The following is a 24,671-nucleotide window of genomic DNA, read 5'->3' as shown; positions in this document are numbered from 1 at the left end:
TCGTACATGAGTACGAACGAGGTCATGGCCCGCCTGGAGGCCGCCGCCAGTGCTTTGGGGGACGTTGACGTCTCCGCGTGGTCCGATGAGTCACTCAAGGAGCGGCTTGGTCAGCTCTCGGCCGCGCTGGTCACACTCGATTCGACGCTTGCCCGGGTCGCTGACGGGGTGCGCGCCCGGGGCCTGCGCATCGAGGAGCCCGTTTCGATCTGACGCCCGCCTGTGCCGTCCGCCTGCGCCGCCCGCCCGCGGTGCCGGTGTGGCGGCGGCGCGGACGTCGCACGTGATGATCAGGTGGAGGCTGTTTCGGCCGTCCGGTCGGTGGGACGTTCGCGCACCACGCCGGCCCGTCGCTGGGCTTCCCGCCGGGCGAAGTAGCCGAAGCCCAGCAGGGTCATCCCGGCGAAAATCCACCACTGCACGACGTACCCGTAGTTCTGCCAGTTGTTCGTGTAGCCGACCGGTACCGCCTGGAAGGTCGGGTCGGCGGTCGGGGTCTGCTGATCGAGCAGCACATAGCCGCCGTAGATCGGGTACGGCAGTTCCCCGGCCAGCTTGGGCAGGCTGACGCGGCGGGTCTCCAGTTTGCCGTCGCGGCGGGTGACCGGGAGCGAGCCGCCCTCACCGGCGCGGATCCGGCCGGTCACGGTCACCGGGCCGGCGGGGGCCGCGGGCACGGTCGGCTGGACGGTGGCGTCTCCGCCCGGCGCGGGCGGGACCCAGCCCCGGTTGACCAGCACGGCCGTGCCGTCGGTCAGCATCAGCGGGGTCAGCACCTCGAAGCCGACCGTACGGTCCAGCGAGCGCCCCCGGACCAGGATCACGTTCGCGGTGTCGTACTGCCCGGTGGCGTTGACCTTCGTCCAGGTCCGCTCGGTGGCGGGGGCGGGCCCGACGGTGCCGGCGTTCCCGGTCGGGGTGGTTACCGCCTCCGGCAGTGGCACCGGGTCCATCCGCTGACCAGCGTCGATCTGTTCGTTGATCGCGGTGCGGTCGTGGTAGCGAGCCAGTTGCCAGTCGGCGAGCAACACCATGATCGCCGCCGCGACCAGGGTCAGCGCGAGCGCGCCAAGCCAGCGTGGCGTCAGCAGGAACCGGTACACGGCCATGAGGTTACCCGGAGGCGGAGCGGGCCGATCGGCGCGACCACCGGTGGTGTCTGCCCCTTGCCCGGGTAGGCACCCAGGTCAGCCGACGATCGCGTCCGAGGGGGGCGTGAAGTCGCGGGTCGGTTTGTCCTCCAGCGCGTCGCGCAGGGTGTTGGCGACCGCGTGGATGGGAATCTGCGACTGGCCGTCACCGACGGCGTTGAAGGGGTTGTCCGGGTCGGAGATGAAGCTGGCCGCGGCTAGTTCGGGAGTGAACCCGACGAACCAGGCCGACCGGGTGCTGTCGGTGGTACCGGTCTTGCCGGCCACCGGCCGGCCGACGGTGCCGCGAACGCTGTCCGCCGTTGACCAACCGCCGCAGCCGCCCCGGGCTGGGGTGTCGCCGGTGGGGCAGCGGGCGGCGTCGGTGGCGGCCCGGGCGGCGTCGGCGCTGACCACCTGGCGGCAGCGGGGCTTGGCGACCTCCCGCTCGATCCCGCCGGCTGTCCGGAAGACCGCCGGGGTGCCGTCCCGGTTGTAGATCGCCTGCACCGGGATCGCCTCGCAGTAGCGGCCTTCGGCCGCGACGGCACCGTAGGCGTTCGCCATCTCCAGCGGGGTGGCGTCGGAGACCCCCAGGGTGAAGGCGCCCCAGGTCTTCGCGTTCGCCGGCGCGGCGTGGTGCCGGTCCACATCGGTGCGCCAGCGCAGCCCCAGCTGTTCGGCGAGGCGAACCGCCCGGTCTGCCCCGACCTGCTCCTCAAGCCAGACGAAGTACGTGTTGACCGATTTCCCGAAGCCGGACCACATGGTCTGCATGCCGGACATGGCGCCGCTCGCGTTCGACGGGGCCCAGCCGTTGTACACCTCCGACCGGTACCGGTGCGGCGCGTTGAAGGCGGTGTTCAGGGTCATACCCGCATCGAGGGCGGCGAGCATCGGAAACATCTTGAAGGTCGATCCCGCCTGGTAGCCGGGGAGGTCACCGCCGCCGAGCAGGGGGGTAACCGTGTTCGGGTAGTTGGCTTTGACCTTCGGGCCGGCCTCCGGGTTGCCGCTGAGCGGATTTTCGTCCAGGTTCAGGGAGTAGGTCCGGTTCACCGCCATGGCCTTGAGTCGCCCGGTGCCGGGCTCGGTGAGCACGATGCCGTTGGCGAACGGACTGCCGGTGTTCCCCTTCGTGCCGACGTTCTCCTCGGCCGCCTCCTGGATCTTCGGGTCTACGCTGAGCACGATCCGGTACCCGCCTCGGCGCAGCTTGTCCATCCGCTCCAGGCGGTTCTCGCCGAACGCGGGCTGGGCGCTCCACCAGTTCTTCACGTAGTCGCAGATGAACCCCCAGCTGTTCCACTCCGACGGCACCGACGCGCAGTCGTTGGACGGGTAGCTCAGGGTCAGCTGGATCGGTTCGGACTTGGCGCTGGTGGCAGCGTTCGGCGAGAGGTAGCCGAGTGCGGTCATTCGGTCCAGGATGTAGTTGCGGCGGGCGGTCGCCTCCTTCTGATCGGAACTGGCCGGGTCGAACCGGGATGGCGACTTGACCAGTCCGGCGAGGGTGGCGGCCTCGACCACGGAGAGGTCCTTCGGGGTCTTCGAGAAGTAGATCTCGCTGGCGGCGTAGATGCCGTAGGCGCGATGCCCGAAGTACGCGGAGTTGAGGTAGCGCTCCAGGATCTGCTCCTTGGTCAGCTCCTTCTCCAGGTCCATGGCCATCCGCATCTCCCGGACCTTGCGCAGGCTGGTCTGCTGGGTCGCCTCCTGCACCTCCTTCGGGGTGTTGGCGCTGTCCCGCAGGGCCATCCGGACGTACTGCATGGTGAGGGTGGAGGCGCCCTGGGAGATGCCGCTGGAGCGGGCGTTGGCGACGAAGGCGCGGGCGATGCCCTTGGGGTCGACGCCGCTGTGCTGGTAGAAGCGGGCGTCCTCGGCGGCGACGATGGCCTGCTGGATGTTCGGCGACATGTCGGCGAGCTTTGTGTACTGCCGGTACTCCTCGTAGAACATCGTCAGGACGGTCTTGCCATCCGGGGCGTACAGGTACGAGGTCTCGGCTGGCAGGGCCGTTTTTAGGATCTTGGTTTTGTGTTCCATCGCGTGCGCCGTGACCTTGGCGCCGAGGCCGGCTGCGGCAACGATCGGGTAGGCCAGGGCGGCGATGACGATGCCGGCGATGAGCCCGGCACGGAGAAGTGGGACGAGACGGCCGGCGGCAGCAAGGGGACGGTTGCTCACAGGGCCAAGTTATGACATTTCCGATTCGTACTAGAGAAATATTCATTAACCCGTCGCCCGTGACGTGGCCCACGTCCCGATGCGCTGTGCCACGCGCCCCCTTCCCGGCAGGATCGCGGTCATGCGTACGCAGTCGAGCGGGGGAGTGGCCGCGCCGGACAACCTGCCGGATGCCCCGGCGGACACCCCGGCGGCACCTGAGCTCGACCTCGGCCACCATGGAGATGTCGAGGCCGTACCCGGGCTGATCGATCTTGCGGTGAACGTGCGCCAGGCTTCGATGCCGGACTGGCTGGCCGACCCGATCACCGCTGCCCTCGGGGACCTGGCCCGGTACCCGGACTCCACCGCGGCGCGGGCCGCCGTCGCCGCCCGACACGGTCGGCCGCCGGCGCAGGTGCTGCTCACTGCCGGCGCTGCCGAGGGCTTCGTGCTGATCGCCCAGGCGCTGCGCGGAATCCGCCGCCCAGTGGTGGTGCACCCCCAGTTCACCGAGCCGGAGGCGGCCCTGCGCGCAGCCGGGCACCGGGTCGAGCGGGTGCTGCTCGACCCCGGCAGCGGGTTCCGGCTCGACCCCGCCCGGGTCCCGGCGGATGCGGACCTAGTCATGATCGGTAACCCCACGAACCCGACCTCGGTGCTACACCCGGCCGCTGATGTGGCCGCGCTCGCCCGGCCCGGCCGGGTTCTCGTCGTGGACGAGGCGTTCGCTGACACCACCCTCGTGCCCGGAGTCGCCGGCGAGCCGGAGTCGCTTGCTGCCCGGTCCGACCTGCCTGGCCTGCTGGTGGTGCGGAGCCTTACCAAGACGTGGGGGCTGGCCGGGCTGCGCGTCGGCTACCTGCTCGGTGCCGCGGAGCTGCTGGACCGCCTGGCCGCCGTGCAGCCGCTCTGGCCGGTCTCCACCCCGGCCCTCGCTGCCGCGACGGCCTGCGCCGGCCCCGAAGCGGAGCAAGCGGAACGCCAGATCGCGGCTGATCTCGCCGCCGACCGCGACCACCTCCTCGCCCGCCTGGCGGCCCTACCGGGGGTACACGTCGTCGGCCGGCCGACGAGCGCCTTCGTCCTCGTTCACTACCCGGGCGCCGACGCGGTACGTCGTGCCCTGCGCGAGCGAGGCTGGGCGGTGCGCCGCGGCGACACCTTCCCTGGGCTGGGGCCGGACTGGCTGCGGATCGCGGTTCGTGATCCGGCGACGACCGACGCATTCACCATCGTGCTGGCAGAGATTCTGGAGGGATGATGCTGGAGACGACGAGGGCGGCGATTGGACCGCTCGACGAGCAGGCGATGGCCGCCGCCGCGGATCTGCAGAGCCGGCTGACCAAACCCGCAGGCTCCCTCGGGGCGCTGGAAGACCTCGCCATTCGTCTCGCCGGCCTGGCCGGCACCTGCCCGCCACCGCTGCCCGAGCCGGCCGCGGTGGCCGTCTTCGCCGGAGACCACGGTGTGCACGCCCAGGGCGTCACGCCCTGGCCGCAGGAGGTCACCGGGCAGATGATCGGCAACTTCCTCGCCGGCGGGGCGGTGGTCAACGCGTTCGCCCGGCAAGCCGGCGCCGCGGTCACCGTCGTGGACGTCGGGGTCGCCACGCCGCCAACGCCGGTCGCGGCCGTACCGTCCGGATCGCGCCCGGCCAGCGGCGCCGGACCCCGGCTGGTCGAGGCGAACGTCCGGCGCGGTACCCGGGATCTGGCCGTCACTGCTGCCCTCACTCGGGATGAGGCCCGGGCCGCGGTGGAGACTGGCATTCGAGTCGCCGGCGAACTCATCGATGCCGGAGCTGCCATCCTGCTCACCGGGGATATGGGTATCGGCAACACCACGCCGGCCGCCGCGCTGATCGCGGTCTTCGCCGGGGCTGATCCCGCCACGGTGACCGGCCGGGGCACCGGAGTGGACGATCCAACGCACCAGCGCAAGATCGAGGTGGTCCGGGCGGCGCTGCGTCGGCATGAGCCGGACCCGACGGACCCGCTGGGCGTGCTGGCCGCGGTTGGTGGCCTGGAACACGCGGCCCTGACCGGGCTGATCCTGGGCGCCGCCGCCCGACGGGTGCCGGTGCTGCTCGACGGCGTCATCGCGGACTCGGCCGCGCTGGCCGCCGCGGCCTTCGCCCCGGCCGCCACCGGCGCGATGGTGGCCGGCCACCGCTCGGTCGAGCCGGGAGCCACGGTGGCACTGCGCCGGCTGGGGCTAACCCCCTTGGTTGACCTTGGGCTGCGCCTCGGCGAGGGCACCGGGGCGCTGCTGGCGCTACCGGTGGTCGCGGGCGCCGTCCGCGTGCTGCATGAGGTCGCCACCTTCGACTCGGCGGGAGTGGCGCAGAAATGAGTGCACCGACCGTCCGACCTGGCGGAACGGCGGCGTGAGCGGCAATCCGTACCCGCTCGGTCTGCGGCTGGCCGGTCGGCGGGTGGTCGTGGTCGGCGGCGGAGTAGTGGCCACCCGCCGGGTGCCGGCGCTACTCGCGGCGGGCGCGGACATCCTCCTGGTCGCGCCGGAGCTGACCCCAGCGCTGCGTGCCCATGCCGACGCCGGACGGCTGCGCTGGCAGCGGCGGCGGTTCGACCCGGACGACCTCGACGGCGCCTGGCTGGTGCAGGTCGCGGTGAATGACCCGAGCGCCGCCGCCGCGATCAGCGCGGTGGCCGACGAGCGGCGGATCTTCTGTGTTCGGGCCGACGACCGCGTCGCCGCCACCGCGTGGACACCGGCCGTGACCCGGCAGGGCCCGGTGACAGTGGCGGTCCTCGGCGGCGGTGATCCCCACCGGGCGATGGCCGTTCGGGACGCCGTCCGGGACCTGCTCGCCGCCGGGCCGGGCCGGCTGGCTCCGCCATCGGTCGATGCCGGGGCCGGCGGTGCTTCGGAGCCGGTGGACGTCGATCGCGGGCAGGCTTCGCCGCGCCCCACCCGCCGCGGTGGGCGGGTCGCCCTGGTCGGCGCGGGACCGGGTGACCCGGAGCTGATCACTGTCAAGGGACGGCGGCTGCTCACCGAGGCGGAGGTGGTGGTCGCCGACCGGCTCGTTCCCGGGCTGCTCCTAGACGAACTGGGCCCCGAGGTCGAGTTGGTGGACGCGGCCAAGATTCCCTACGGCCCGGCCCGTACGCAGGAGGAGATCAACCGGATCTTGGTGGATCGGGCGCTGGCCGGCAAGGCCGTGGTCCGGCTCAAGGGGGGCGACCCCTACGTCTTCGGTCGTGGTGGCGAGGAGCTGCTGGCCTGCGCCGGTGCCGGTGTACCGGTGACGGTGGTACCCGGAGTGACCAGCGCGATCGCCGCCGCGGCCGGCGCCGGTGTTCCCGTGACCCACCGGGCCGTCGCGCACGAGTTCACCGTGGTCTCCGGGCACGTTCCGCCGGACTCACCCGCCTCCATGGTGCGGTGGGAGCACCTCGCCGGGCTGCGCGGGACGTTGGTGATTCTGATGGGACTGAAAAATCTGGCAGCGATCTCCGCGACGCTTCTCGCCCACGGTCGCCCGGCCCAGACCCCGGCCGTGGTCGTGCAGGAGGGCACGACCGACGACCAGCGTACGATCCGCTCCACGCTCGGCGTGGTGGCAGCCGACGTGGCTGCGGCGGGCCTCCGTCCCCCGGCGATCGTGGTCGTCGGCGACGTGGTCGGGGCGCTGGACTCCTGAGGGCGGCCCGGCGTTCGTGGTGGTGGGCCAACGGCAGTGGCGATCGGTGCTCGTGGTGGCCCAACGGCAGTGGCGGGCCTCAAAGGCCAGTGGCGATCGGTGTTCGTGGTGGCCGGTGCTCGTGGTGGCGGCCCCGGTGCGGGGCCGCCACCACGAGGAGACTCGGCCGACGCGGTGCGCGTCGGGGTCGCAGCTCACTGCTTGAGCATGTTGTCCAACAGCAGGGCGCAGCGGATCACGCCAAGGTGGCTGTAGGCCTGCGGATGGTTACCCAGCCCGCGTTCGGTCAGTGGGTCGTACTGCTCGGGCAGCAGTCCGGTCGGCCCGGCGGTGTCGATCATTTGGGCGAACAGCTCCTCCGCGTCGCCGCGGCGGCCCGTGCGCAGGTACGCCTCGATCAGCCACGAGGTGCAGATGTGGAAGCCGCCCTCCCGACCAGGTAGGCCGTCCTCCCAGTGGTAGCGGTAGACCACCGGCCCGCTGCGGAGATCTGCCTCGATCTTGAGGACGGTGGAGACGAAGCGTGGGTCGTCCCCGGGGAGCAGGCCAGAGAGGCCGATCCAGAGTGAGGAGGCGTCACTGTCCTCGTGCCCGTACGCGACGCTGTACGCCTCGGCCTGCTCGTGCCAACCGAACTCGAGCACGTTGGCGCCGATCCGGTCGCGTAGCTCCACCCACTCGGGCTGCTCCGCGCCGCCGTGCTTGCGGACCACGTGCAGCGCCCGGTCGACGGTCAGCCAGCACATCACCTTCGAGAAGATGTGGTGTCGGGGCGCCAGGCGCGCCTCCCAGATGCCGTGGTCCGGTTCGTGCCAGCGGCGGCGGACCGCCTCCACCATGTTCTCCAGGACCCGCCACTCGTCGTCCCGGACGGAGCCGCGAGCGTCGGCCACGGCCGCGATCAGGTCGGCGATTGGACCGAAGACGTCGAGTTGGAGCTGGTGGTTGGCGAGGTTTCCGACCCGGACTGGTCGGGAGCCGGCGTAGCCGGGCAAGGTGTCGATGACGGCCTCGGCGCCCAATTCGTATCCGTCAACCGTGTAGAGCGGGTGTAGCCGTTCGGGGTGTCCACCGGTGCGGTCAACGACTCCGTCGATCCAGCGCAGCAGCGCCTCGGCCTCGTCGGTGGAACCCAGGTCGACCAGAGCGCGGGCGGTCAGCGCCGCGTCGCGGAGCCAACAGTAGCGGTAGTCCCAGTTGCGGACGCCGCCCAGCTCCTCGGGCAGGGAGGTGGTCGCGGCGGCCAGGATCGAACCGCTCGGCTGATGGCACAGCCCGCGGAGGGTGAGCGCGCTGCGGGCGACCAGGTCCCGACCGGTGGTCGGCAGCCGCAGCGTGGCCACCCAGTCTTTCCAGGGCTGCTCCGCCGCGGCCTGCCGTTCGTGAATCGGCTGCCGGTGGTGTTCCAGGCTGTGGGTGCCGAAGCGCATCTCCAGCACGACCGGCTCGCTCGCGGCGGAGAGGTCGACGACGGCCTTCGCCGTCTCGTACACGCCGTCGCTGACCACCTCCCACGTGACGCCGGGGGAGTAGAGCGCGACCGGGTGGTTGGAGCCGAGCACCAGCAGCCCGTCATCGAGCGGTTGGAGCTGGACGGCGACCTGGCCGAACTCGGGCCGGGGGGCGAATTCGAGCTGCGCCCGGCCGCGTCCGGTGAGCACCCGGACCAGGGTCGAGTCGGCGCTGACGATCGCCGGCCCATCCGGTGTGGTCTCGGTGGTTGGGGTGTCCAGCCAGTCGGTCACGGTCAGACCGGACCATCGAGTTTCCACGGTCATCGTGTTGGAGCGGTAGCGCTGCCCGAGCGGGATGCCACCGCGTTCCGGCACGACGCTGAAGTAGCCGGCGGGGCTGCCACCGACCAGGTCGGCGAAGATCGCGGCGGAGTCGGGCTTCGGGTTACACAGCCAGGTGACCTTGGCTTCGGGGGTGACGAGCGCGACCGTCCGGCCATTGGCCAGCATCGAGTGCCGCTCGATCGGCACCGCCCGTTCGCCGAAGAGCCAGTTCCGTCGGGTCTCCAGTAGCAGTCCGAGGGCGCGGGCGGCCTCGATCGGCTCGGCTACCCGATACTGCGCCTTGGTCTCGCCGGGCCCGATCTTGATGCCGACATCTGGCCCGTGCAGGTTGCCGAACGCGTTCTCATCGGTGACGTCATCGCCGATGAACAGCACCGCGCTGGCGGAGAGCTGGGTACGCAGCTGGTCAACGGCGGTGCCTTTGTGGGTGGCGACCACCGACAGCTCGATGACCTCTTTGCCCTGGGTGACGGTGACGTCGTCCCAGGTCGCGGGGCCATTGCGGACCGCCTCGACGGCTGCGGCGGCGACCTGCGGGTCAACCCCGCGGGTGTGTACGGCGACACTGGCCGGCTTGCGCTCCAGTCGAACTCCGGGGTGGGTGGCGACGATCTCGCGCAGTGCGTCGCGGAGCCGGGTGCGGACGGCGACCAGCTCGGGGGAGAGCCGTTCGACGAAGCCGATGTCGAACTCGGAGCCGTGGCTGCCGACGAGATGGACCTCGCTGGGCAGCCGGGACAGGGCGGCCAGGTCCCGCAGTGCCCGCCCGGAGACGACCGCCACGTTGGTCTGCGGTAGCGAGGCGAGCGCCCGTACCGCCGCCGCGGCCTCCGGCAGCGGTACGGCCCGGCTCGGGTCCTCGACGATCGGGGCGAGGGTGCCGTCGTAGTCACAGGCGATCAGCAGCTGGGGGACGCGGGCGATGCGGCCGATCGCGGTGCGCAGCTCTTGCTCCAGGCCGCCACCGACCGGGTTGCCGAGTGTGGTGCCGGTGCTCACGAGGCATCCGGTCCCGGCACGCCGAGTTCGGTGAGGAAGGACTTCGCCCAGTGCCCCACGTCGTGGGTGCGCAGATGACGTTGCATTGTCCGCATGCGGCGACGGGCCTCCGGCTTCTCTACGTGCACGGCCCGCAGTAGGGCCTCCTTGACCGCGTCCGGGTCGTGCGGGTTACACAGAAACGACTGACGCAGCTCGGTGGCTGCGCCGGCGAATTCACTCAGCACGAGCGCGCCACCCCGGTCGGCGCGCGCTGCTACGTACTCCTTGGCCACCAGATTCATTCCGTCTCGCAGCGGGGTCACCATCATCACGTCGGCGGCGACGTACATCGCGGCCAGTTCGGTGCGACTGTACGACTGGTGCAGATAATGCACCGCCGGTACCCCAACCCGGCCAAATTCGCCATTTATCCGACCAACCTCGCGTTCCACCTTTACGCGAAGTGCCTGGTAGTGCTCCACCCGTTCCCGGCTCGGCGTCGCTACCTGCACCATAACCGCGTCCGGAACTGTCAACTTTCCGTCAGAGAGCAGTTCACGGAAGGCCTTGAGTCGTAACTCGATGCCCTTGGTGTAGTCGAGCCGGTCGACCCCCAAGATGATCGTGCGTGGGTTCCCCAGCTCCTTGCGGATCTCCTCCGCCCGCGCCCGGATCGCCGGATCCACCGCCAGTCGCTCCATCTCCTGCGTGTCGATGGAGATGGGGAACGCGCCTGCCTTCACCCGACGGCCGTCGACCTGGATCATCTGCCCCTCGTAGCGCAGCCCGAGCAGGTGCCGGGCCAGTCGGACGAAGTTCTGCGCCGCCAGTCGTTGCTGGAAGCCCACCAGATCGGAGCCGAGTAGCCCGCGGAGGATCTCGGTGCGGAACGGCATCTGCATGAACAACTCGATCGGCGGGAACGGGATGTGCAGGAAGAAGCCGATCCGTAGGTCGGGGCGGAGCTCGCGGAGCATCGCCGGCACCAACTGGAGTTGGTAGTCCTGCACCCAGACCGTGGCGCCCTCCGCCGCGACCTCCGATGCGGCCTCCGCGAAGCGGGCGTTCACCAGCCGGTACGTCTCCCGCCAGCGGCGCTTGTATACCGGAGTCTCGACCGCGTCGTGGTACAGCGGCCAGATCATGGCGTTGGACTGCCCCTCGTAGTAGCGCTCCAACTCCTCCGCGCTCAACGGCACCGGATGTAGCCGGATGCCCTCCAGGTCGAACGGCTCCGGCGCGGCCCCCTTGCCGCCGGCCCAGCCCACCCAGGTGCCGTGGTGCTCGGCGAGAACAGGATGCAGTGCGGTCACGAGCCCACCCGGGCTGCGTCGCCACTGCCGTCCCTCGGGTGTGCTCACCTCGTCGACGGGCAGTCGATTGGCCACTACGACAAAGGAGCTGCGGACGGTCACGTTGGGCCACCTCCGGGTGCTGACGAATCCACCGCGTCGAGCGTACTGAGCGTAGCTGCGGCGTCTGGTGTACCGTGCCGGACTTACCCCACCTGCTTGCCGGTACCGAACCCCAAACGTGATCTTGTAGACAATTACTGGTGTTCTGTCGGGCGGCCAAGTCAGGTCGCCGGCCCGGCGGGGTGATGTGGGCGCAGCCGGGGTGACCTGTCAGGATTGACGGCGGGCCGGCGTGATCGGCCCGCCGACGGGCGACCTCGGCCCCGCATCCGCGGCCAGCCCCGCCCGTGTTGACCACACCCGTTGATCGATGGAGGGTAGCCCGCACCGTGGCCCAGTACATCTACGTCCTGGAAAAGGCGCGCAAGGCGCATGGCGACAAGGTCGTGCTCGACAACGTGACGCTGAGCTTCCTGCCGGGTGCCAAGATCGGTGTGGTCGGCCCGAACGGCGCCGGCAAGTCCAGTCTGCTGAAGATCATGGCGGGGCTGGACCGGCCGAGTAACGGCGAGGCCCGGCTGATGCCCGGCTACTCCGTCGGCATGCTGGCTCAGGAGCCACCGCTCAACGATGCGAAGACGGTTCTCGGCAACGTCGAGGAGGCGGTCGCGGAGACCAAGGCCAAGCTGGAGCGGTTCAACAAGATCGCCGAGCAGATGGCCACCGACTACTCCGACGAGCTGATGGCGGAGATGGGCCGCCTCCAGGAGGAACTGGATCACGCCGACGCGTGGGACATCGACTCCAAGCTCGAACTGGCCATGGACGCGTTGCGCTGCCCGCCGCCGGACGCCGACGTGACCCAGCTCTCCGGTGGTGAACGGCGTCGGGTCGCGCTCTGCAAGCTGCTGCTGGAGACGCCCGACCTGCTTCTGCTCGACGAGCCCACCAACCACCTCGACGCGGAGAGCGTGCAGTGGCTGGAGCAGCACCTGGCCAAGTACGCCGGCACCGTCATCGCGATCACGCACGACCGTTACTTCCTGGACAACGTGGCGGGCTGGATCCTGGAACTGGACCGGGGGCGGGCCGTCGGCTACGAGGGCAACTACTCCACCTACCTGGAGAAGAAGGCGGCCCGGCTGGCGGTCGAGGGCCGGCGGGACGCCAAGATGAAGAAGCGGCTCGCCGACGAGCTGGAGTGGGTCCGCTCCAACGCCAAGGCGCGCCAGACCAAGTCCAAGGCCCGACTCGACCGGTACGACGAGATGGCCGCCGAGGCGGACAAGACCCGCAAGCTGGACTTCGAGGAGATCCAGATCCCGCCGGGCCCGCGCCTGGGCAGCTCCGTGATCGAGGTGCAGAACCTCACCAAGGCCTTCGGCGACCGGGTGCTGATCGACGACCTGAGCTTCTCTCTGCCGCGCAACGGCATCGTCGGCATCATCGGCCCGAACGGCGTCGGGAAGACGACCCTCTTCAAGACCATCGTCGGGCTGGAACAGCCGACGGCGGGCAGCGTGAAGGTCGGTGACACCGTCTCCCTGTCGTACGTGGACCAGACCCGGGCGGGCTTGGCCGGGGACAAGACCGTCTGGGAGGCCGTCTCCGACGGCCTGGACCACCTGATGGTGGGCAAGGTCGAGATGCCGTCGCGGGCGTACATCGCTGCTTTCGGTTTCAAGGGGCCCGACCAGCAGAAGCCGACCAAGGTTCTCTCCGGGGGCGAGCGCAACCGGCTCAATCTGGCGTTGACGCTCAAGATCGGCGGCAACGTGATCCTGCTGGACGAGCCGACCAACGACCTGGACGTGGAGACCCTCTCCAGCCTGGAGAACGCGTTGCTGGACTTCCCCGGCTGCGCCGTGGTCATCTCTCACGACCGGATGTTCCTGGACCGGGTCGCCACGCACATCCTGGCCTGGGAGGGGGATGACCAGAACCCGGCGAAGTGGTTCTGGTTCGAGGGCAACTTCGACGCGTACGAGAAGAACAAGATCGACCGTCTCGGTGCCGAGGCGGCCCGGCCGCACCGGATCACCTACCGCAAGCTCACCCGCGACTGAACCATGGCGGACCGGTTTCTCTACCACTGCACGCTCCGTTGGTCCGACCTGGACGCGTACGGGCACATCAACAACTCGCGCTTCCTCACCCTCTACGAGGAGGCACGGGTAGCTCTGATGTTCGCCGGGGGCCGGGCCTGGGGCGTCGGCTCGTTCGCCGACGGCGTGGTGATTCGGCGGCACGAGGTCGACTATCTGAGGCCGGTCGACTACGCGCTCGGCCGGGCCACTGCGGAGGCGGCGCCGACTGTCCGGATCGAGCTCTGGGTGTCGGAGATCCGAGCCGCCTCCGTGACCGTCGACTACGAGATGTACGACGGTGATCTGCTGGTCAGTCGGGCCCGGTCGGTGCTGGTGCCGTTTGATCTGAGCCGGCAGCTGCCGCGCCGCCTCTCCGCCGAGGAGCGGGCCTTCCTGCGCACCTACCTCATCCAGGAGGGGGCGGCGTGACCGGCCCGGACACCGTGGGTCCGGGTGGTTCCCCGCCCACGGTGCCCGGTGGGGTGAGCCACGGGCTGACCGGTGTCGTTGACGCGGGCGCGTTCCTGGCCCGACTGGTCCGGCTGGACCGGGGGGCGTTGGTGCGGTTGCGGCCCGCCAGCGGGTCGGAGCGGACCGCCCTCTGGGCGCGGTTGCCGTGGGGGGTGCTGGTGGTTCACACGGTGGCCGGCGACGGCCCCGGTGACGCCACTGTTGCCGCCGGCGAGTTGTTGGCGGAGTTGACCGCGGGTGGCTCGGCGCTGCCCGTTCGGCGGGACGCACAGTGGCGCTGGCCACTGCCGCCGCCCGCCAGCCGGCAGGTGGAGACGCTTCCCGCGGCCGAGCTGCGGCGGGTGGCCGAAGCCGCCGCGACGGCCCTGCGCGATGCCGCCGGGCATGGGGTAGGGGGTAGGGCCCTCGGGGAGCGGGTGCTGCGCGATGCTCTTCTGGATCATGTGCCGGTGATCGTCACTCCGGACGACTCTCCCGCTACGCCGGTTGAGGTGCCCCAGCGGCTGGTTCAGGGCTTGGTCCGGATGGGCTTTCTCGGCGCGCCGGAGGCGCCCGGTGGGGTGCAGGTCCGGGTCGTCGGCCGATGGGTCGGCCTGGTCGGCCCCTACGGAGCAGTATGGTTGCAGAGGGTGACAGATCTGGCCATTCGCCCTATCCTTGGTCAGCAGTTCGGGTGACCCCCCATGGTCCTTCTGTCTTGGGGAGCTCATTAGGGGGGTGCTTCTTCCCGGCTGTCCGGGTACCGTCCATCCTCGGATCCAACGCAGCGTTAGGGGCTGGATCCGCTGGGGAGTGAGGTGGGTAGCGATGCCATGGTGGTCGTGGCGCCCCGGTTCCGCTGACGGCGGTGAGCCGGACAGCCGGAGCAGGGTCACGGTGGAGGACACGGCCCGGGTCAGCCCGCCGGCTCCCCGACAACCGGGCGACAGTTACTCCGGAGCTGACCGTTCCCCGGCTGCTGACACATCCGCCACGGTCGCACCGGTCACACTCAGCCGGATCAGCGCCGCGCTCGACCGGCTCGACGTGCGCTATCTGGCCGACGGCGACGGAAACCTGCTGGCGATGTGGGAGCGGCACGCGGTCCTGGTCGCGCTCGAGGGACCGGACGACGAGATTCTGGTGCTGCGCGTTCGGCCGCATGCGACCGTCCCGCCGGACTGGGAGGATCGGGCCTACCGGGTGGTCAACGAGTGGAACCACACCCGTCGCTTCTGTAAGGCGTACATCGGAGATCCGTCCGAACGGGGGCAGCTCCCGATCTATGCCGAGCTTCAGGTGCCGTTCGCCGCTGGCGTGCACGACGCGCTCCTGGTCGAAATGATCGACTGTGGGGCGGCGGTGGCCACCAGCTTCGTTGATTGGCTGCACGACGAAGGTGCCCTGCTCTGACCGCCCGGGCCCCCGGTCACGCCGGCGTGACCGGGTCCTCCGACACGTTCACCATGAAGTACGCAGCCCGCTCCAGATAGTCCCAGAGGGCGGTGGCGAGCTCCGGCGGCAGGTTCAGCCGGTCCACCGCCTGCCGCATGTGCCGCAGCCAGGCGTCCCGTTCCGCTGCCCCAATCCGAAACGGTGCGTGCCGCATCCGTAGTCGCGGGTGCCCACGCTGGGTGGAGTAGGTTTTCGGCCCGCCCCAGTACTGCATCAGGAACAGGGTGAGCCGCTCCGCAGCGGGCCCCAGATCCTCCTCTGGATACATCGGACGCAGCAGCGGGTCGCCGGCGACGCCCGCATAGAACTCGTCCACCAGCTTGCGGAAGGTGGGCTCGCCACCAACCGCATCGAAAAAGCTCGTTGAGGGGGCGGGGTTGCCCGATTCACCTGCGGGATGCACGGCTCCATCCTGCCAGGTTTTGGTGGCCGTCCGCCGCTGGCCGGACGTGGGTCGAATCACCTACCGGCCTGCCTCCAACCCGGTCAGGAGACGGTGTCGCGATGCCGCTTCTGAGTATCCCGCTGCTCCTCGTCCGGGTTACTGACTGGCTGGTCCGCCGGGTGGTCTGAACCCGGCCGGGGGCCAGGCGGTGCCGGCATCGGACTGGGGGCGTCAGCTCGCGAAGCCGCCTCGATGGCGGCGTCAACCTTCGTCTGACTCGGCCACGACAGTGCCACGGCGGCCATCAACAGCACCCCGGTGCTACTCCAGAGGCCGACCACGAGCGGGATGGAGAACCGCTCGGCGAGCAGCCCGGTGACCAGAACCGCCAGGCCCTGGATCACCTGCATGCCGGAGGCCATGACACCGAAGGCGCGAGCCCGGAAGCCGTCCGGCAGAGCCTGTACGAACAGGCCGTTGGCAGTTGGCAGCAGCCCGGCGACGGCGAATCCGCACCCGGCGGCCAGCAGCGCCACCACCAGTGGCGACGGGTCGAGCAGGCTGGGCACCAGCAGCAGCGGAGCCAGCACTGCCAGCGGACGCATCAGGGCGATCCGCCGGGCCGGCGTGACCAGCCGGCCGACGATCAGGCCGCCGAAGATGTACCCGACCGGCGCGGAGGCCATGATGACCGCCTGGGCAAGGCCCTGGTCCATGTCGTCGGTGTGCCGGCCAGCCCACGCCGCCGCCAGCCCTTCCGGGACGATGGAGAAGAGCATGGCGCTGAACACGAGGATCGCGATGGCGCGTAGCACGGGTTGGCCGAAGACTATGCGGAATCCCTCGCCGGTCTCCCGCAGCAGGTGGCTGCGGTGCGCGGCCTTCATCGCTGTTGGTCGGGCGATGATCCCGAGGCGGATCAGCGTGGCGGATACGGCGTAGGTAGCCGAGGTGATCAGCAGGGCGAGGCTGGGGCTGGCCGCCGCGATCGCCGCCCCGGCCAGGTAGCCAACAACCTGCGCGGCCTGGCCGATGCTGGCGTTGATCGACAACCCGACCACGAGGCGGTCACCGGTCAGGATCCGTGGCAGCAGCGCCGATCGGGCGGCCTGACTCGGCGGGTTGGCGAGGGTGGCGGTGAAGAGGAGCACCAGGATCAGTGGAGTCGGCATCCCGGGTACCGCGATGGCCAGCAGCAGCACCATCCGAATCAGATCGCAGATGATCATCACGGATCGGTGGGGATGCCGCTCGGCGACGGTTGCGAGCAGCGGACCGCCGATCAACCAGGGCAGGTAGCTGATAGCGAATGCCGCGGCGGAGAGCGCTACCGACTCGGTCTCTCGGTAGACCAGGAGGGTCACCGCAGCCTTCGCGAGGTAGTCGCCAACCCAGGAGAGGACTCCGGCCGTCAGAACAAATCGGTACTCGCGCTGGGCGAACACCTCGCTGAAGGTGGCCGGACGGGCTGGAGAAGGTCGGCCGTTGGGCACCATCGCCTCCATCGTTCCCGGACCTGGCACTCCTATTTGGCCGAGCCGGGAAGCATCGTCCGATTCGTCGACCAGCGAGGAATCTCCTCCGCTGCCGGGGAGCTGTCTCGGATTCTGCCGGAATCGCCGGCAGCCAGCCAGGGCGAAATGGTTGATCGTCGGATCGCCGACTGAACGAACGGAGGATGGTCGGAGAGGCCATGACCGAAACCACCGTTGCGGTCACGGTGTGCCGGTGGCCCGGGCCGCCTGCACCGGCAGGCCCGGGAACCGAGCCGCGGCGATCTTGTCGGTGAAGCCGGAGTTTTCCAGCGCGCCGGCCAGCCGGCGACGCAGTTCCCGGCCGACGGCGAATTGACCATCCGCCGTTGTCTTCACCACCGTGCGGATCACCGCGCCGTCCATCGTCATCTGCTCGACACCTAGCACCTCGGGCGGCTCAATGACCTCCGCCGCCAGCTCCGGGTCGACCGCGACCGATGCGGCTGCCTCCCGCAGCACCGCTGTCGCCTCCTCGGTGCTGGCGAAGCCGATCGGCAGGTCCACCACGACCAGCGCCCAGCCCTGACTCTTGTTACCGACCCGGATGATTTCTCCGTTGCGGATGTACCAGAGGACTCCGCGCGCGTCGCGTACCGTCGTCACCCGCAGGCCAACCGACTCCACAAAGCCGGTCACCTCACCGAAGTCGACCGTGTCCCCGACACCGTACTGGTCCTCGATCAGCATGAATAGCCCGGCGATCAGGTCCTTCACCAGACTCTGCGCGCCGAAGCCCAAGGCCACGCCGACGATGCCGGCGCTGGCGAGCAGCGGCGCCAGTTCGAAGCCGAACTCCTTGAGCACCATCAGCAACGCGATGCCAAAGATGAACGCCGTGGAGAGGCTGCGCAGCACCGAGCCGATCGCCTCGGCGCGCTGTCGGCGCCGCTCCGGCACGAACTCGCCCGGCTCGGTGGTCGCGGTGGGAATTCGCTCTCGCAACGGTCGCAGCATCGTGGGCATGCCTGCGCTGCTGGTGCTGCGGACGAGTCGCTTGATAGTCCGGCTGATCAGCCACCGGGCCACCAGGGCCAGTACCAGGATCAGGGCGATGCGGAGTGGCTTGATCAAGATCCAGTAGCTGCCCTCGGCGAACCACACCGCGCCGGTCAGATCGTAGAGAGCGGTGCAGAAGGGCTCCTGGAGGCACTCCGCGCTGGGCTCATCGGTGACGGGGGAGTCGGCGGCCACGGCCGAAACGATGGAGACATCCACCCTGCCTTCGTACCGCAGTCGACTCCGTTCGCCGCGCGCGGCCCGCCGGCGACGGCGAACCGTGGCCGGTGAGCCCGGGCCGGGTATCTCCAGATCGCCCCCCGCGGGGTACCCCCGATTAACACGTGCAATCCCGAGCCTTATCAGGGACGATTGGCGCACGGACGGCGATGATCTGGGGTCGACGTCTGGCCGGTGGGTCGCTGCGCCCGTTTCCGTCCGGTGGTGCGAGTGAGGGGCGCTGAACCGGAGGGGTGAGCGCGATGCCTGACATACGACCCACGGTGGGCTCCGGCGCGCTGGTCCTCAACGCCACCTACGAGCCCCTGTGTGTCGTGTCGGTCCGGCGGGCGGCCATCCTGGTACTCACCGCCAAGGCGGTCTGCGTCGCCGATGGTGACGGTGTGCTGCACAGCGCCCGCGACTCGCTGCCAGTGCCCTCGGTCGTGCGGCTCACCCGCTTCGTCCGGGTGCCTTTTCGGGCCCATGTCGGGCTGTCCCGGCGGGCGATCTTCGCGCGGGACGGGTGGCGATGCGCCTACTGCCGGGGCCCGGCGGAGACTATCGATCATGTCCTCCCGCGGAGCCGTGGTGGTCGGCACTCCTGGGAGAACGTGGTGGCGGCGTGTGCCCGGTGCAACCACACCAAGGGCGACAAGACGCCGGCCGAACTGGGCTGGCGGCTCCCCGCCCCGCCGACGGCGCCGAAGGGCATCGCGTGGCGGGTGCTCGGTCACCGACCTCCCGACCCGCGTTGGGTCGACTGGCTCGACCTGCGCGAGCCCGAAGCCGCCTGAGCGTCCTCCCCCGGGGGCCTAGCCGCTCCGCGCGTCGACCAGGGAGGCGAAGACCACCACGTTGTCGGCGTAGCCGGTCTGGCCGCCAACCCATCGGCCACCGCAGGTCACCAGCCGTAGGTTTGGTCGGTCGAAGTCTCCGAACACCTGGTCGGTCGGGAATCGTTCCTTGGCGAACCGCTCCACCGAGTTGACCTCGAAGACCGCGACCTGCCCGTCGGTCCGGTCCACCTCGACCCGGTCACCGGCGCGGAGGTTACGCAGCCCCTGGAAGACCGCCGGCCCGGTGTCGGTGTCCACGTGCCCGACGAGGACCGCTGGACCGTACTGCCCGGGTGTGGGTCCTTGGTCATACCAGCCCGCCTCCTGGGCGCGAGCCGCGTCCGGCGCCGCGATGGTGCCGTCCGGTGCCAGCCCAACGCTGTGCACCGGGGCCGCGACATCGATGGCATCGATCTCGACGGCGACCGGATTGCTCGCTGGTAGTACCGGAAACTTCTTCGGCGGCGGTCGCAGGCCGGCGGTGAACCGCTCCGGGAGGACGCTGATGCCGGTCACCTGTTCCACCCCGAGCATGGCGATGATCAGCATCATCAGGGCCCCGATGACCAGTACGGGCACCCCCGGGCTGCGGGAGAATCCCAGCCGCCGCCGGGCCCGTACCCACTGCCGGCGCGGACGCGGGGGCAGCGGCTCGGTGGCCGGGTCGGTGGTGACGACGCTCGCCGCGGACGCCTGCCCGGCGGCTCGGTGCAGCCGGCGGGCGGTCCCGGCGGCCAACCGGGCAGCGGCCGACACCGCGCGTCGGGTGCCGGCCCGGACCGCCCGTTGTCGAGTACGTCTGTCTGCGCGGGCCATGGCGACGTTCGGGTCAGGAACCGTTCCCGGCGCGGCGGTTACCGAAGAAGCCGAAGCCGATGGCCAGTGCCACCGCCACCACGCCCCCGACCAGTAGGTAGGAGCCGGTGCGACCGACGGCGGTGCCGCCGCTACCGGTCGCCGGTCCCTTCGTCGGCTGGGACATGTTGAGTACCGTCAGTGTCGTACTGGCGGTCTTGTTGTTTTCGCAGCGTAGATCAACCCGGTAGTCGCCGGCCCCTTTGTTACTCGGGATGGTGGCGTGGCCGGTGAGGAAGCCGTTGTCGGGTCGGAGGAAGACCTGACCATCGAAGGCGTCCGAGTGCACCGTCGCCTGACGGTTGTTGTCCTTGTCGCAGCTGGCTCGGAGATCGACGCGGGTGCCGGCCTGCGCCGGGTTCGGCGTGACCTCGATGAAGGTGTGTTCACCGGCGCTGGCCGGTGCGCCCCCGAACAGGACGAACGCCGCCACCAAGGCCAGCATGGCGAGTACGCGATGACCCCGCATGATTCCCCCTCCCGGTTCGACCACCGGACCCTCCCCGAGTACCGCGGCCTGCTTTCCCGCTGGCTTCCGGGCAAACCCTCGCGGGTGGTCAGCGGCGGCGGGACGGAGCCGGTTCGTTCTCATCGGAGCTGGGTGGAGTGACCGGACGCCAGCCGAGTGGGGTGGAGAGCACCATCGTGCTGGACGGTTGGCCGTACGGAGCGAGCCGATCAATAACCGCCTCGAACTCCTCGATCGAGCCGGCGGTGACGGTCAGCATGCTGCACGCGTCGCCGGTGATCCGATGGATCTGCATGATCTCCGGCCACTCTGTGATCTCCGGGCTGTTGAGGATGCAGCGGGCCCCGTAGCAGGACATGCGGATCAGCGCGACCACCGTTCGCCCGGCTCGGGCCGGGTCCACGTGTGCGTGATAGCCGGTGATGACGCCGGAGTCTTCCAGCCGACGTACCCGCTCGGCTACAGCCGGCGGGGAGAGGTGCACCCGTCGGGACAGCTCGCTGTACGACAGCCGGGCGTCGGCCTGCAGTTCGCGCAGCAGGGCCCAATCCATCTCGTCCACACTGGGGAACCTTACGTTCTCCAACCGAATCTGGGGTATCGCCTTGTGATTGGTAGGTGAACTGCCGTGACAGCCGTTGTCTCGGCATTCCACTGGCGCGACCCGTCGCGGCATCATGACCGCTATCGCAAATACGGCCAGATGGCCGGTTGAGCGGAGGGAGCGGACTGGTGGAACGAACAGAACTACGGGCGGCCACCGCGGCGGAGGTGCGGCCAGTAACCCCGCGGCAACGCGCTACCCGAGCCGCTCGCAACGGTGGCGAGCCGACCCTGGAATTCACTGGGCGGATTCCGTACGACGCGTACGTCCAGGCCAGCGTCCTGCACCGGTTGCAGACGCCGCTGAGCAGTGACCCAGGCGAGATGTCCTTCCTGGTGACCAGTCAGATCATGGAGCTGTACTTCAATCTGACCTGTCACGAACTGCGCGAAACCCAGCGGCTGCTGCGGGCGGACCGGATTCGGGATGCCCTGGCCCCGCTGCGTCGCGCCGCCTTGCACCTGGACGGGTTGAATGCGGCCTGGCGGAGCCTGCGCTGGATGACCCCCGCCGACTTCAACCGGTTCCGCAATCTCCTCGGCGAGGGCTCTGGCTTCCAGTCGGCGATGTATCGCCACCTGGAACTCCTGCTCGGTCTCCGCGATCCCGCCCTGATCCGTCCGTTCCGTCGGCAGGTCGAGGTACACGCAGAACTGACCGCAGCCCTGAACGCCCCCAGCCTCTGGGACGATGTGCTCGCTCTGCTCGCCCGGCACGGCCACGATCTTCCCCGGGAGCTACTCGGCCGCGACGTCGCCGAGGAGCACCAGCCGCATCCGGCGGTGGAGGCGGCCTGGGTGCGTATCTACGCCACCAGCCTGGACGACCAATTCCGGCTGCTCGGCGAGGCGTTGACCGAGGTGGCTGAGGGGTTCGGCGACTGGCGGTGGCACCACGTCAAGGCGGTGCAGCGGACGATGGGCGCCAAGGTCGGCAGCGGTGGCTCCGCCGGACTGGCTTGGCTGCAACGGAGCATGGCGCGGGTGGTCTTCCCGGAACTGTGGTCGGCCCGGACGGCGATGTGAGCGGGAAGCGGAGCGAACGCATGCACAAGGAAGAGCTGAGCCAGGAGGAGAAGGCGGCGAACCGCCTGGACACCGCTGACCCTGGCCACCGGCACCTGTTCCATGTCCCGCCCGCCGACGGCGGTTGTTACCAGCAGGCGGCATACCTGGCCGGGAACTCGTTGGGCCTGCAACCCCGGGCAACGAGGGACGAGCTCCTCGCCGACCTGGAGGCTTGGCGCTGTCTCGGGGTGGAGGGGCACCTGGCGGCCGACCGACCGTGGCTGCCCTACCACGAGTTGCTGACCGCGCCGACCGCCCGACTGGTCGGCGCGCGGCCGGCGGAAGTGGTGGTGATGAACTCCCTCACCGTCAACCTGCACCTGCTGATGGTGAGTTTCTACCGGCCGACCGGCACCCGTACCCGGATCGTCATCGAGGACAGCGCCTTTCCCTCGGACAGCTACGCCGTCCGTAGCCAGGCCCGGTTCCACGGCCTCGACCCGGACACCACGGTGCTGCGCCTGGCTCCCCGTCCCGGTGAGGACACCCTGCGTACCGCCGACGTGCTTGACCTACTCGCGGCGGAGGGCGACACGATCGCGTTGGTACTGCTCGGCGGCGTCAACTACCTGACCGGCGAGCTGATGGAGATCCCGGAGATCACCGCCGCCGGCCGGGCAGCCGGCGCGGTGGTCGGGTGGGATCTGGCGCACGCCGCGGGAAACGTGCCACTGGCCCTGCACGACTGGGGCGTCGACTTCGCGGCGTGGTGCTCCTACAAGTACCTGAACTCCGGGCCGGGCGGGCTCTCCGGAGTGTTCGTCCACGAGCGTCACCTCGCCGATCCGACGCTGCCCCGGTTCGAGGGCTGGTGGAGCACCGAGGCGGCTACCCGGTTCGAGATGTCGCCGGTCGCCCGACCGCCGGCGACGGCGGAGGCCTGGCAGGTCTCCAATCCACCGATCTTCGCGATGGGGCCGGTGCGTACGTCGCTGGAGCTCTTCGACTCGGTCGGCATGACCGCGTTGCGGGAGCGCAGTGTCCGGCTTACCGGCTACCTGGAGTGGCTGCTGGATCTGGTTACTCCGGGGCGGCCCCTGGCCGTGGTTACTCCGCGCGACCCGGCCCGTCGGGGCGCACAGCTGTCGGTGCGGATCGGCACCGGGAGCGCCGCTGATTTGGCGAAGCGGCTGCGGTTGGAGCACGGGGTTGTCGCGGATGCTCGGGAGCCAGATGTTGTCCGGTTCGCACCGGTGCCGCTTTACTCGACGTACCACGATTGCTGGCGGGTGGCCAACGCGTTGGCCGCTACGGTGGAGGTGCACTGATGAGCACAGAGCGCGCCGAGGTCGCCGTCGTCGGCGCCGGACTCTCCGGCTGCCTGCTCACCGCTTTCCTGGCCCGGCGGGGCTATCCGGTCGCCCTCTACGAACGGCGTCCTGACCCCCGGACCGGTCGGGTGGAGCGGGGCCGCTCCATCAACCTGGCGCTCTCCGAACGAGGGCTGGACGCGCTGCGCCGGATCGGCCTGGACGCCCGGGTGATGGCCGACGCGTTGCCGATGCGGGGCCGGATGATTCACCCGGTGGACGGCGAGCCGCAGTTTCAGGCGTACAGCGCGGCCGGGGATCGGGCGATCAACTCGATCAGTCGGGGGGCGCTGAACAACGCCCTGCTGACCGCGGCTGCCGCGCTACCGGGCGTGCGGGTCGCCTTCGACCACCGGTTGGTCGACCTCGACCCGGACACCGGGGAGATGACCTTCGAAACCCCACCGGGGAAGGTCACCGCCACCGCATCGGTGGTCCTGGGTGCCGATGGGGCCGGTTCGGCGGTTCGTGGCCAGCTACTCGGCCATGGGCTGCTGCGGGAGAGCCTGGACTTTCTCGACTACGGCTACAAGGAGCTGACCATTCCGCCGCTGGCCGGGGCCTTCGCGCTCGACCCGGAGGCGTTGCACATCTGGCCCCGGGGCACCTCGATGATGATCGCGTTGCCGAACCCGGACCGCTCCTTCACCTGTACGCTCTTCTGGCCCACTCACGGCACCGCGAGCTTCGCCTCGCTGGGCAGTCCGGCGGCGATCGAGCGCTACTTCGCGCAGCACTACCCGGACCTGCTCCCACTCGCGCCGACCCTGGTTGACGACTATCTACACAATCCGGTCGGAGTGCTCGGCACCGTCCGCTGTGATCCCTGGCAGGTGAACGGGAAAGTCGGGCTACTCGGCGATGCGGCGCACGCCATCGTGCCGTTCTACGGTCAGGGCGCCAACTGCGCCTTCGAGGACGTGGTGGAGCTGGACCGTTGCCTCGACGAGTGTGCCGACGACTGGTCCGCCGCGCTACCGCTGTTCCAGCGTCGCCGGCAGGCCAACGCCGAGGCGATTGCCCAGATGGCGCTCGCCAACTTCGTCGAGATGCGCGACCGGGTCGCCTCGCCGCTGTTCCAGCTCGGCCGACGGGTGGAGCAGACGCTGGAGCGGGCGCTGCCCGGCCGGTACGTGTCCCGGTATGAGTTGGTTTCCTTCTCGACCACCCCGTACGCGCAGGTGCGCCGTCGAGTCCGTCGCCAACACCAACTGCTGGGTGTGGCGGCCGGGGGCGTAGCGGCCCTGCTGGCCGGCGTGGTAGGGGCCGCGCTCCGCCGAGGGAGGCGCGGATGAC

General features: G+C 69.9%; 22 protein-coding genes. 12 read left to right on the top strand and 10 right to left on the bottom strand.

Translation table 11 applies throughout. The annotated features are described in order from the left end of the window. Positions 1 to 6: 6 nt before the first annotated feature. A complete protein-coding gene (locus B116_RS0114135; RefSeq protein ID WP_027660446.1) occupies positions 7 to 213 on the top strand; it encodes a hypothetical protein in 207 nt (68 codons plus the stop codon). A gap of 77 nt (positions 214 to 290) precedes the next feature. On the opposite strand, the gene B116_RS0114130 is transcribed toward B116_RS0114135, so the two are convergent. Together B116_RS0114130 and B116_RS0114125 are read right to left on the bottom strand one after the other, a co-directional pair. Beyond that, positions 291 to 1,109 carry an SURF1 family cytochrome oxidase biogenesis protein gene (locus B116_RS0114130; protein WP_018724028.1) on the bottom strand — a complete coding sequence of 273 codons (819 nt, stop codon included), beginning with the start codon at positions 1,107 to 1,109 and terminating at the stop codon, positions 291 to 293. 78 nt (positions 1,110 to 1,187) lie between these two features. After that, a complete protein-coding gene (locus B116_RS0114125; RefSeq protein WP_027660445.1) occupies positions 1,188 to 3,320 on the bottom strand; it encodes a transglycosylase domain-containing protein in 2,133 nt (710 codons plus the stop codon). Between the two features lie 121 nt (positions 3,321 to 3,441). Here B116_RS0114125 and cobC point away from each other — a divergent pair, with 121 nt between their 5' ends. From cobC to cobA, 3 genes are read left to right on the top strand one after another with little or no spacing between them, the layout of a single operon-like run. Continuing rightward, a complete protein-coding gene (cobC, locus tag B116_RS0114120; RefSeq protein ID WP_050591873.1) occupies positions 3,442 to 4,563 on the top strand; it encodes an Rv2231c family pyridoxal phosphate-dependent protein CobC in 1,122 nt (373 codons plus the stop codon). Further along, entirely contained in the window at positions 4,563 to 5,654 is a 1,092-nt protein-coding gene (cobT, locus tag B116_RS0114115; protein WP_018724031.1) for a nicotinate-nucleotide--dimethylbenzimidazole phosphoribosyltransferase, read from the top strand. Before cobC ends, cobT begins: the two co-directional genes overlap by 1 nt. A 34-nt stretch (positions 5,655 to 5,688) precedes the next feature. Beyond that, positions 5,689 to 6,969: a uroporphyrinogen-III C-methyltransferase gene (gene cobA / locus B116_RS0114110; RefSeq protein ID WP_018724032.1), complete on the top strand. Its 1,281-nt coding sequence runs from the start codon at positions 5,689 to 5,691 to the stop codon at positions 6,967 to 6,969. Between the two features lie 194 nt (positions 6,970 to 7,163). Here the strand turns inward: cobA and otsB are convergent, their stop codons facing one another. After that, the gene (gene otsB / locus B116_RS0114105) at positions 7,164 to 9,767 is read right to left on the bottom strand and encodes a trehalose-phosphatase (RefSeq protein WP_018724033.1); all 2,604 of its coding nucleotides are present in this window, start codon (positions 9,765 to 9,767) and stop codon (positions 7,164 to 7,166) included. After that, on the bottom strand, positions 9,764 to 11,164 hold the full coding sequence (locus B116_RS0114100; RefSeq protein ID WP_018724034.1) for an alpha,alpha-trehalose-phosphate synthase (UDP-forming): 1,401 nt from the start codon (positions 11,162 to 11,164) through the stop codon (positions 9,764 to 9,766). The genes otsB and B116_RS0114100 overlap by 4 nt, the downstream gene beginning before the upstream one ends. Positions 11,165 to 11,493: 329 nt before the next feature. Here B116_RS0114100 and ettA point away from each other — a divergent pair, with 329 nt between their 5' ends. The 4 genes from ettA (at position 11,494) to B116_RS0114080 (ending at position 15,054) form a co-directional block, all read left to right on the top strand. Further along, positions 11,494 to 13,170 carry an energy-dependent translational throttle protein EttA gene (gene ettA, locus B116_RS0114095; protein WP_027660443.1) on the top strand — a complete coding sequence of 559 codons (1,677 nt, stop codon included), beginning with the start codon at positions 11,494 to 11,496 and terminating at the stop codon, positions 13,168 to 13,170. Between the two features lie 3 nt (positions 13,171 to 13,173). Beyond that, positions 13,174 to 13,620 (top strand): acyl-CoA thioesterase, encoded by a 447-nt coding sequence (locus B116_RS0114090; protein ID WP_018724036.1) that lies wholly within the window; start codon positions 13,174 to 13,176, stop codon positions 13,618 to 13,620. Beyond that, a complete protein-coding gene (locus B116_RS0114085; RefSeq protein ID WP_018724037.1) occupies positions 13,617 to 14,339 on the top strand; it encodes a hypothetical protein in 723 nt (240 codons plus the stop codon). Before B116_RS0114090 ends, B116_RS0114085 begins: the two co-directional genes overlap by 4 nt. A 130-nt stretch (positions 14,340 to 14,469) precedes the next feature. Then, positions 14,470 to 15,054: a type III secretion system chaperone family protein gene (locus tag B116_RS0114080; RefSeq protein ID WP_018724038.1), complete on the top strand. Its 585-nt coding sequence runs from the start codon at positions 14,470 to 14,472 to the stop codon at positions 15,052 to 15,054. 16 nt (positions 15,055 to 15,070) lie between these two features. On the opposite strand, the gene B116_RS0114075 is transcribed toward B116_RS0114080, so the two are convergent. The 3 genes from B116_RS0114075 to B116_RS0114065 form a co-directional block, all read right to left on the bottom strand. Further along, entirely contained in the window at positions 15,071 to 15,559 is a 489-nt protein-coding gene (locus tag B116_RS0114075) for a globin (protein WP_317888964.1), read from the bottom strand. A 23-nt stretch (positions 15,560 to 15,582) separates the two neighbouring features. Beyond that, on the bottom strand, positions 15,583 to 16,977 hold the full coding sequence (locus B116_RS0114070) for an MFS transporter (protein ID WP_027660442.1): 1,395 nt from the start codon (positions 16,975 to 16,977) through the stop codon (positions 15,583 to 15,585). Between the two features lie 219 nt (positions 16,978 to 17,196). Beyond that, entirely contained in the window at positions 17,197 to 18,231 is a 1,035-nt protein-coding gene (locus B116_RS0114065) for a mechanosensitive ion channel family protein (protein ID WP_027660441.1), read from the bottom strand. A 263-nt stretch (positions 18,232 to 18,494) separates the two neighbouring features. On the opposite strand from B116_RS0114065, the gene B116_RS0114060 reads away from it, so the two are divergent. Further along, on the top strand, positions 18,495 to 19,028 hold the full coding sequence (locus B116_RS0114060) for an HNH endonuclease (RefSeq protein ID WP_012014741.1): 534 nt from the start codon (positions 18,495 to 18,497) through the stop codon (positions 19,026 to 19,028). An 18-nt stretch (positions 19,029 to 19,046) separates the two neighbouring features. Here B116_RS0114060 and B116_RS0114055 read toward each other — a convergent pair whose 3' ends face one another. The 3 genes from B116_RS0114055 to B116_RS0114045 form a co-directional block, all read right to left on the bottom strand. Beyond that, a complete protein-coding gene (locus B116_RS0114055; protein ID WP_027660440.1) occupies positions 19,047 to 19,886 on the bottom strand; it encodes a class F sortase in 840 nt (279 codons plus the stop codon). 13 nt (positions 19,887 to 19,899) lie between these two features. After that, on the bottom strand, positions 19,900 to 20,370 hold the full coding sequence (locus tag B116_RS0114050; RefSeq protein WP_026322045.1) for a hypothetical protein: 471 nt from the start codon (positions 20,368 to 20,370) through the stop codon (positions 19,900 to 19,902). Between the two features lie 112 nt (positions 20,371 to 20,482). Beyond that, entirely contained in the window at positions 20,483 to 20,956 is a 474-nt protein-coding gene (locus B116_RS0114045) for an Lrp/AsnC family transcriptional regulator (protein WP_018724045.1), read from the bottom strand. Between the two features lie 170 nt (positions 20,957 to 21,126). On the opposite strand from B116_RS0114045, the gene B116_RS0114040 reads away from it, so the two are divergent. From B116_RS0114040 to B116_RS0114030, 3 genes are read left to right on the top strand one after another with little or no spacing between them, the layout of a single operon-like run. After that, entirely contained in the window at positions 21,127 to 22,023 is an 897-nt protein-coding gene (locus tag B116_RS0114040) for a tryptophan 2,3-dioxygenase (protein WP_027660439.1), read from the top strand. Between the two features lie 20 nt (positions 22,024 to 22,043). Then, a complete protein-coding gene (kynU, locus tag B116_RS0114035; RefSeq protein WP_027660438.1) occupies positions 22,044 to 23,333 on the top strand; it encodes a kynureninase in 1,290 nt (429 codons plus the stop codon). After that, positions 23,333 to 24,670: an FAD-dependent oxidoreductase gene (locus B116_RS0114030; protein WP_027660437.1), complete on the top strand. Its 1,338-nt coding sequence runs from the start codon at positions 23,333 to 23,335 to the stop codon at positions 24,668 to 24,670. Before kynU ends, B116_RS0114030 begins: the two co-directional genes overlap by 1 nt. Position 24,671: the final 1 nt, after the last annotated feature.

It is taken from the genome of Salinispora fenicalii, from assembly GCF_000514815.1.
GTDB classification, from domain to species: domain Bacteria; phylum Actinomycetota; class Actinomycetes; order Mycobacteriales; family Micromonosporaceae; genus Micromonospora; species Micromonospora fenicalii.
Note: the sequence above shows the minus strand (reverse complement) of the source record. Positions and strands in the feature narration are given on the sequence as shown.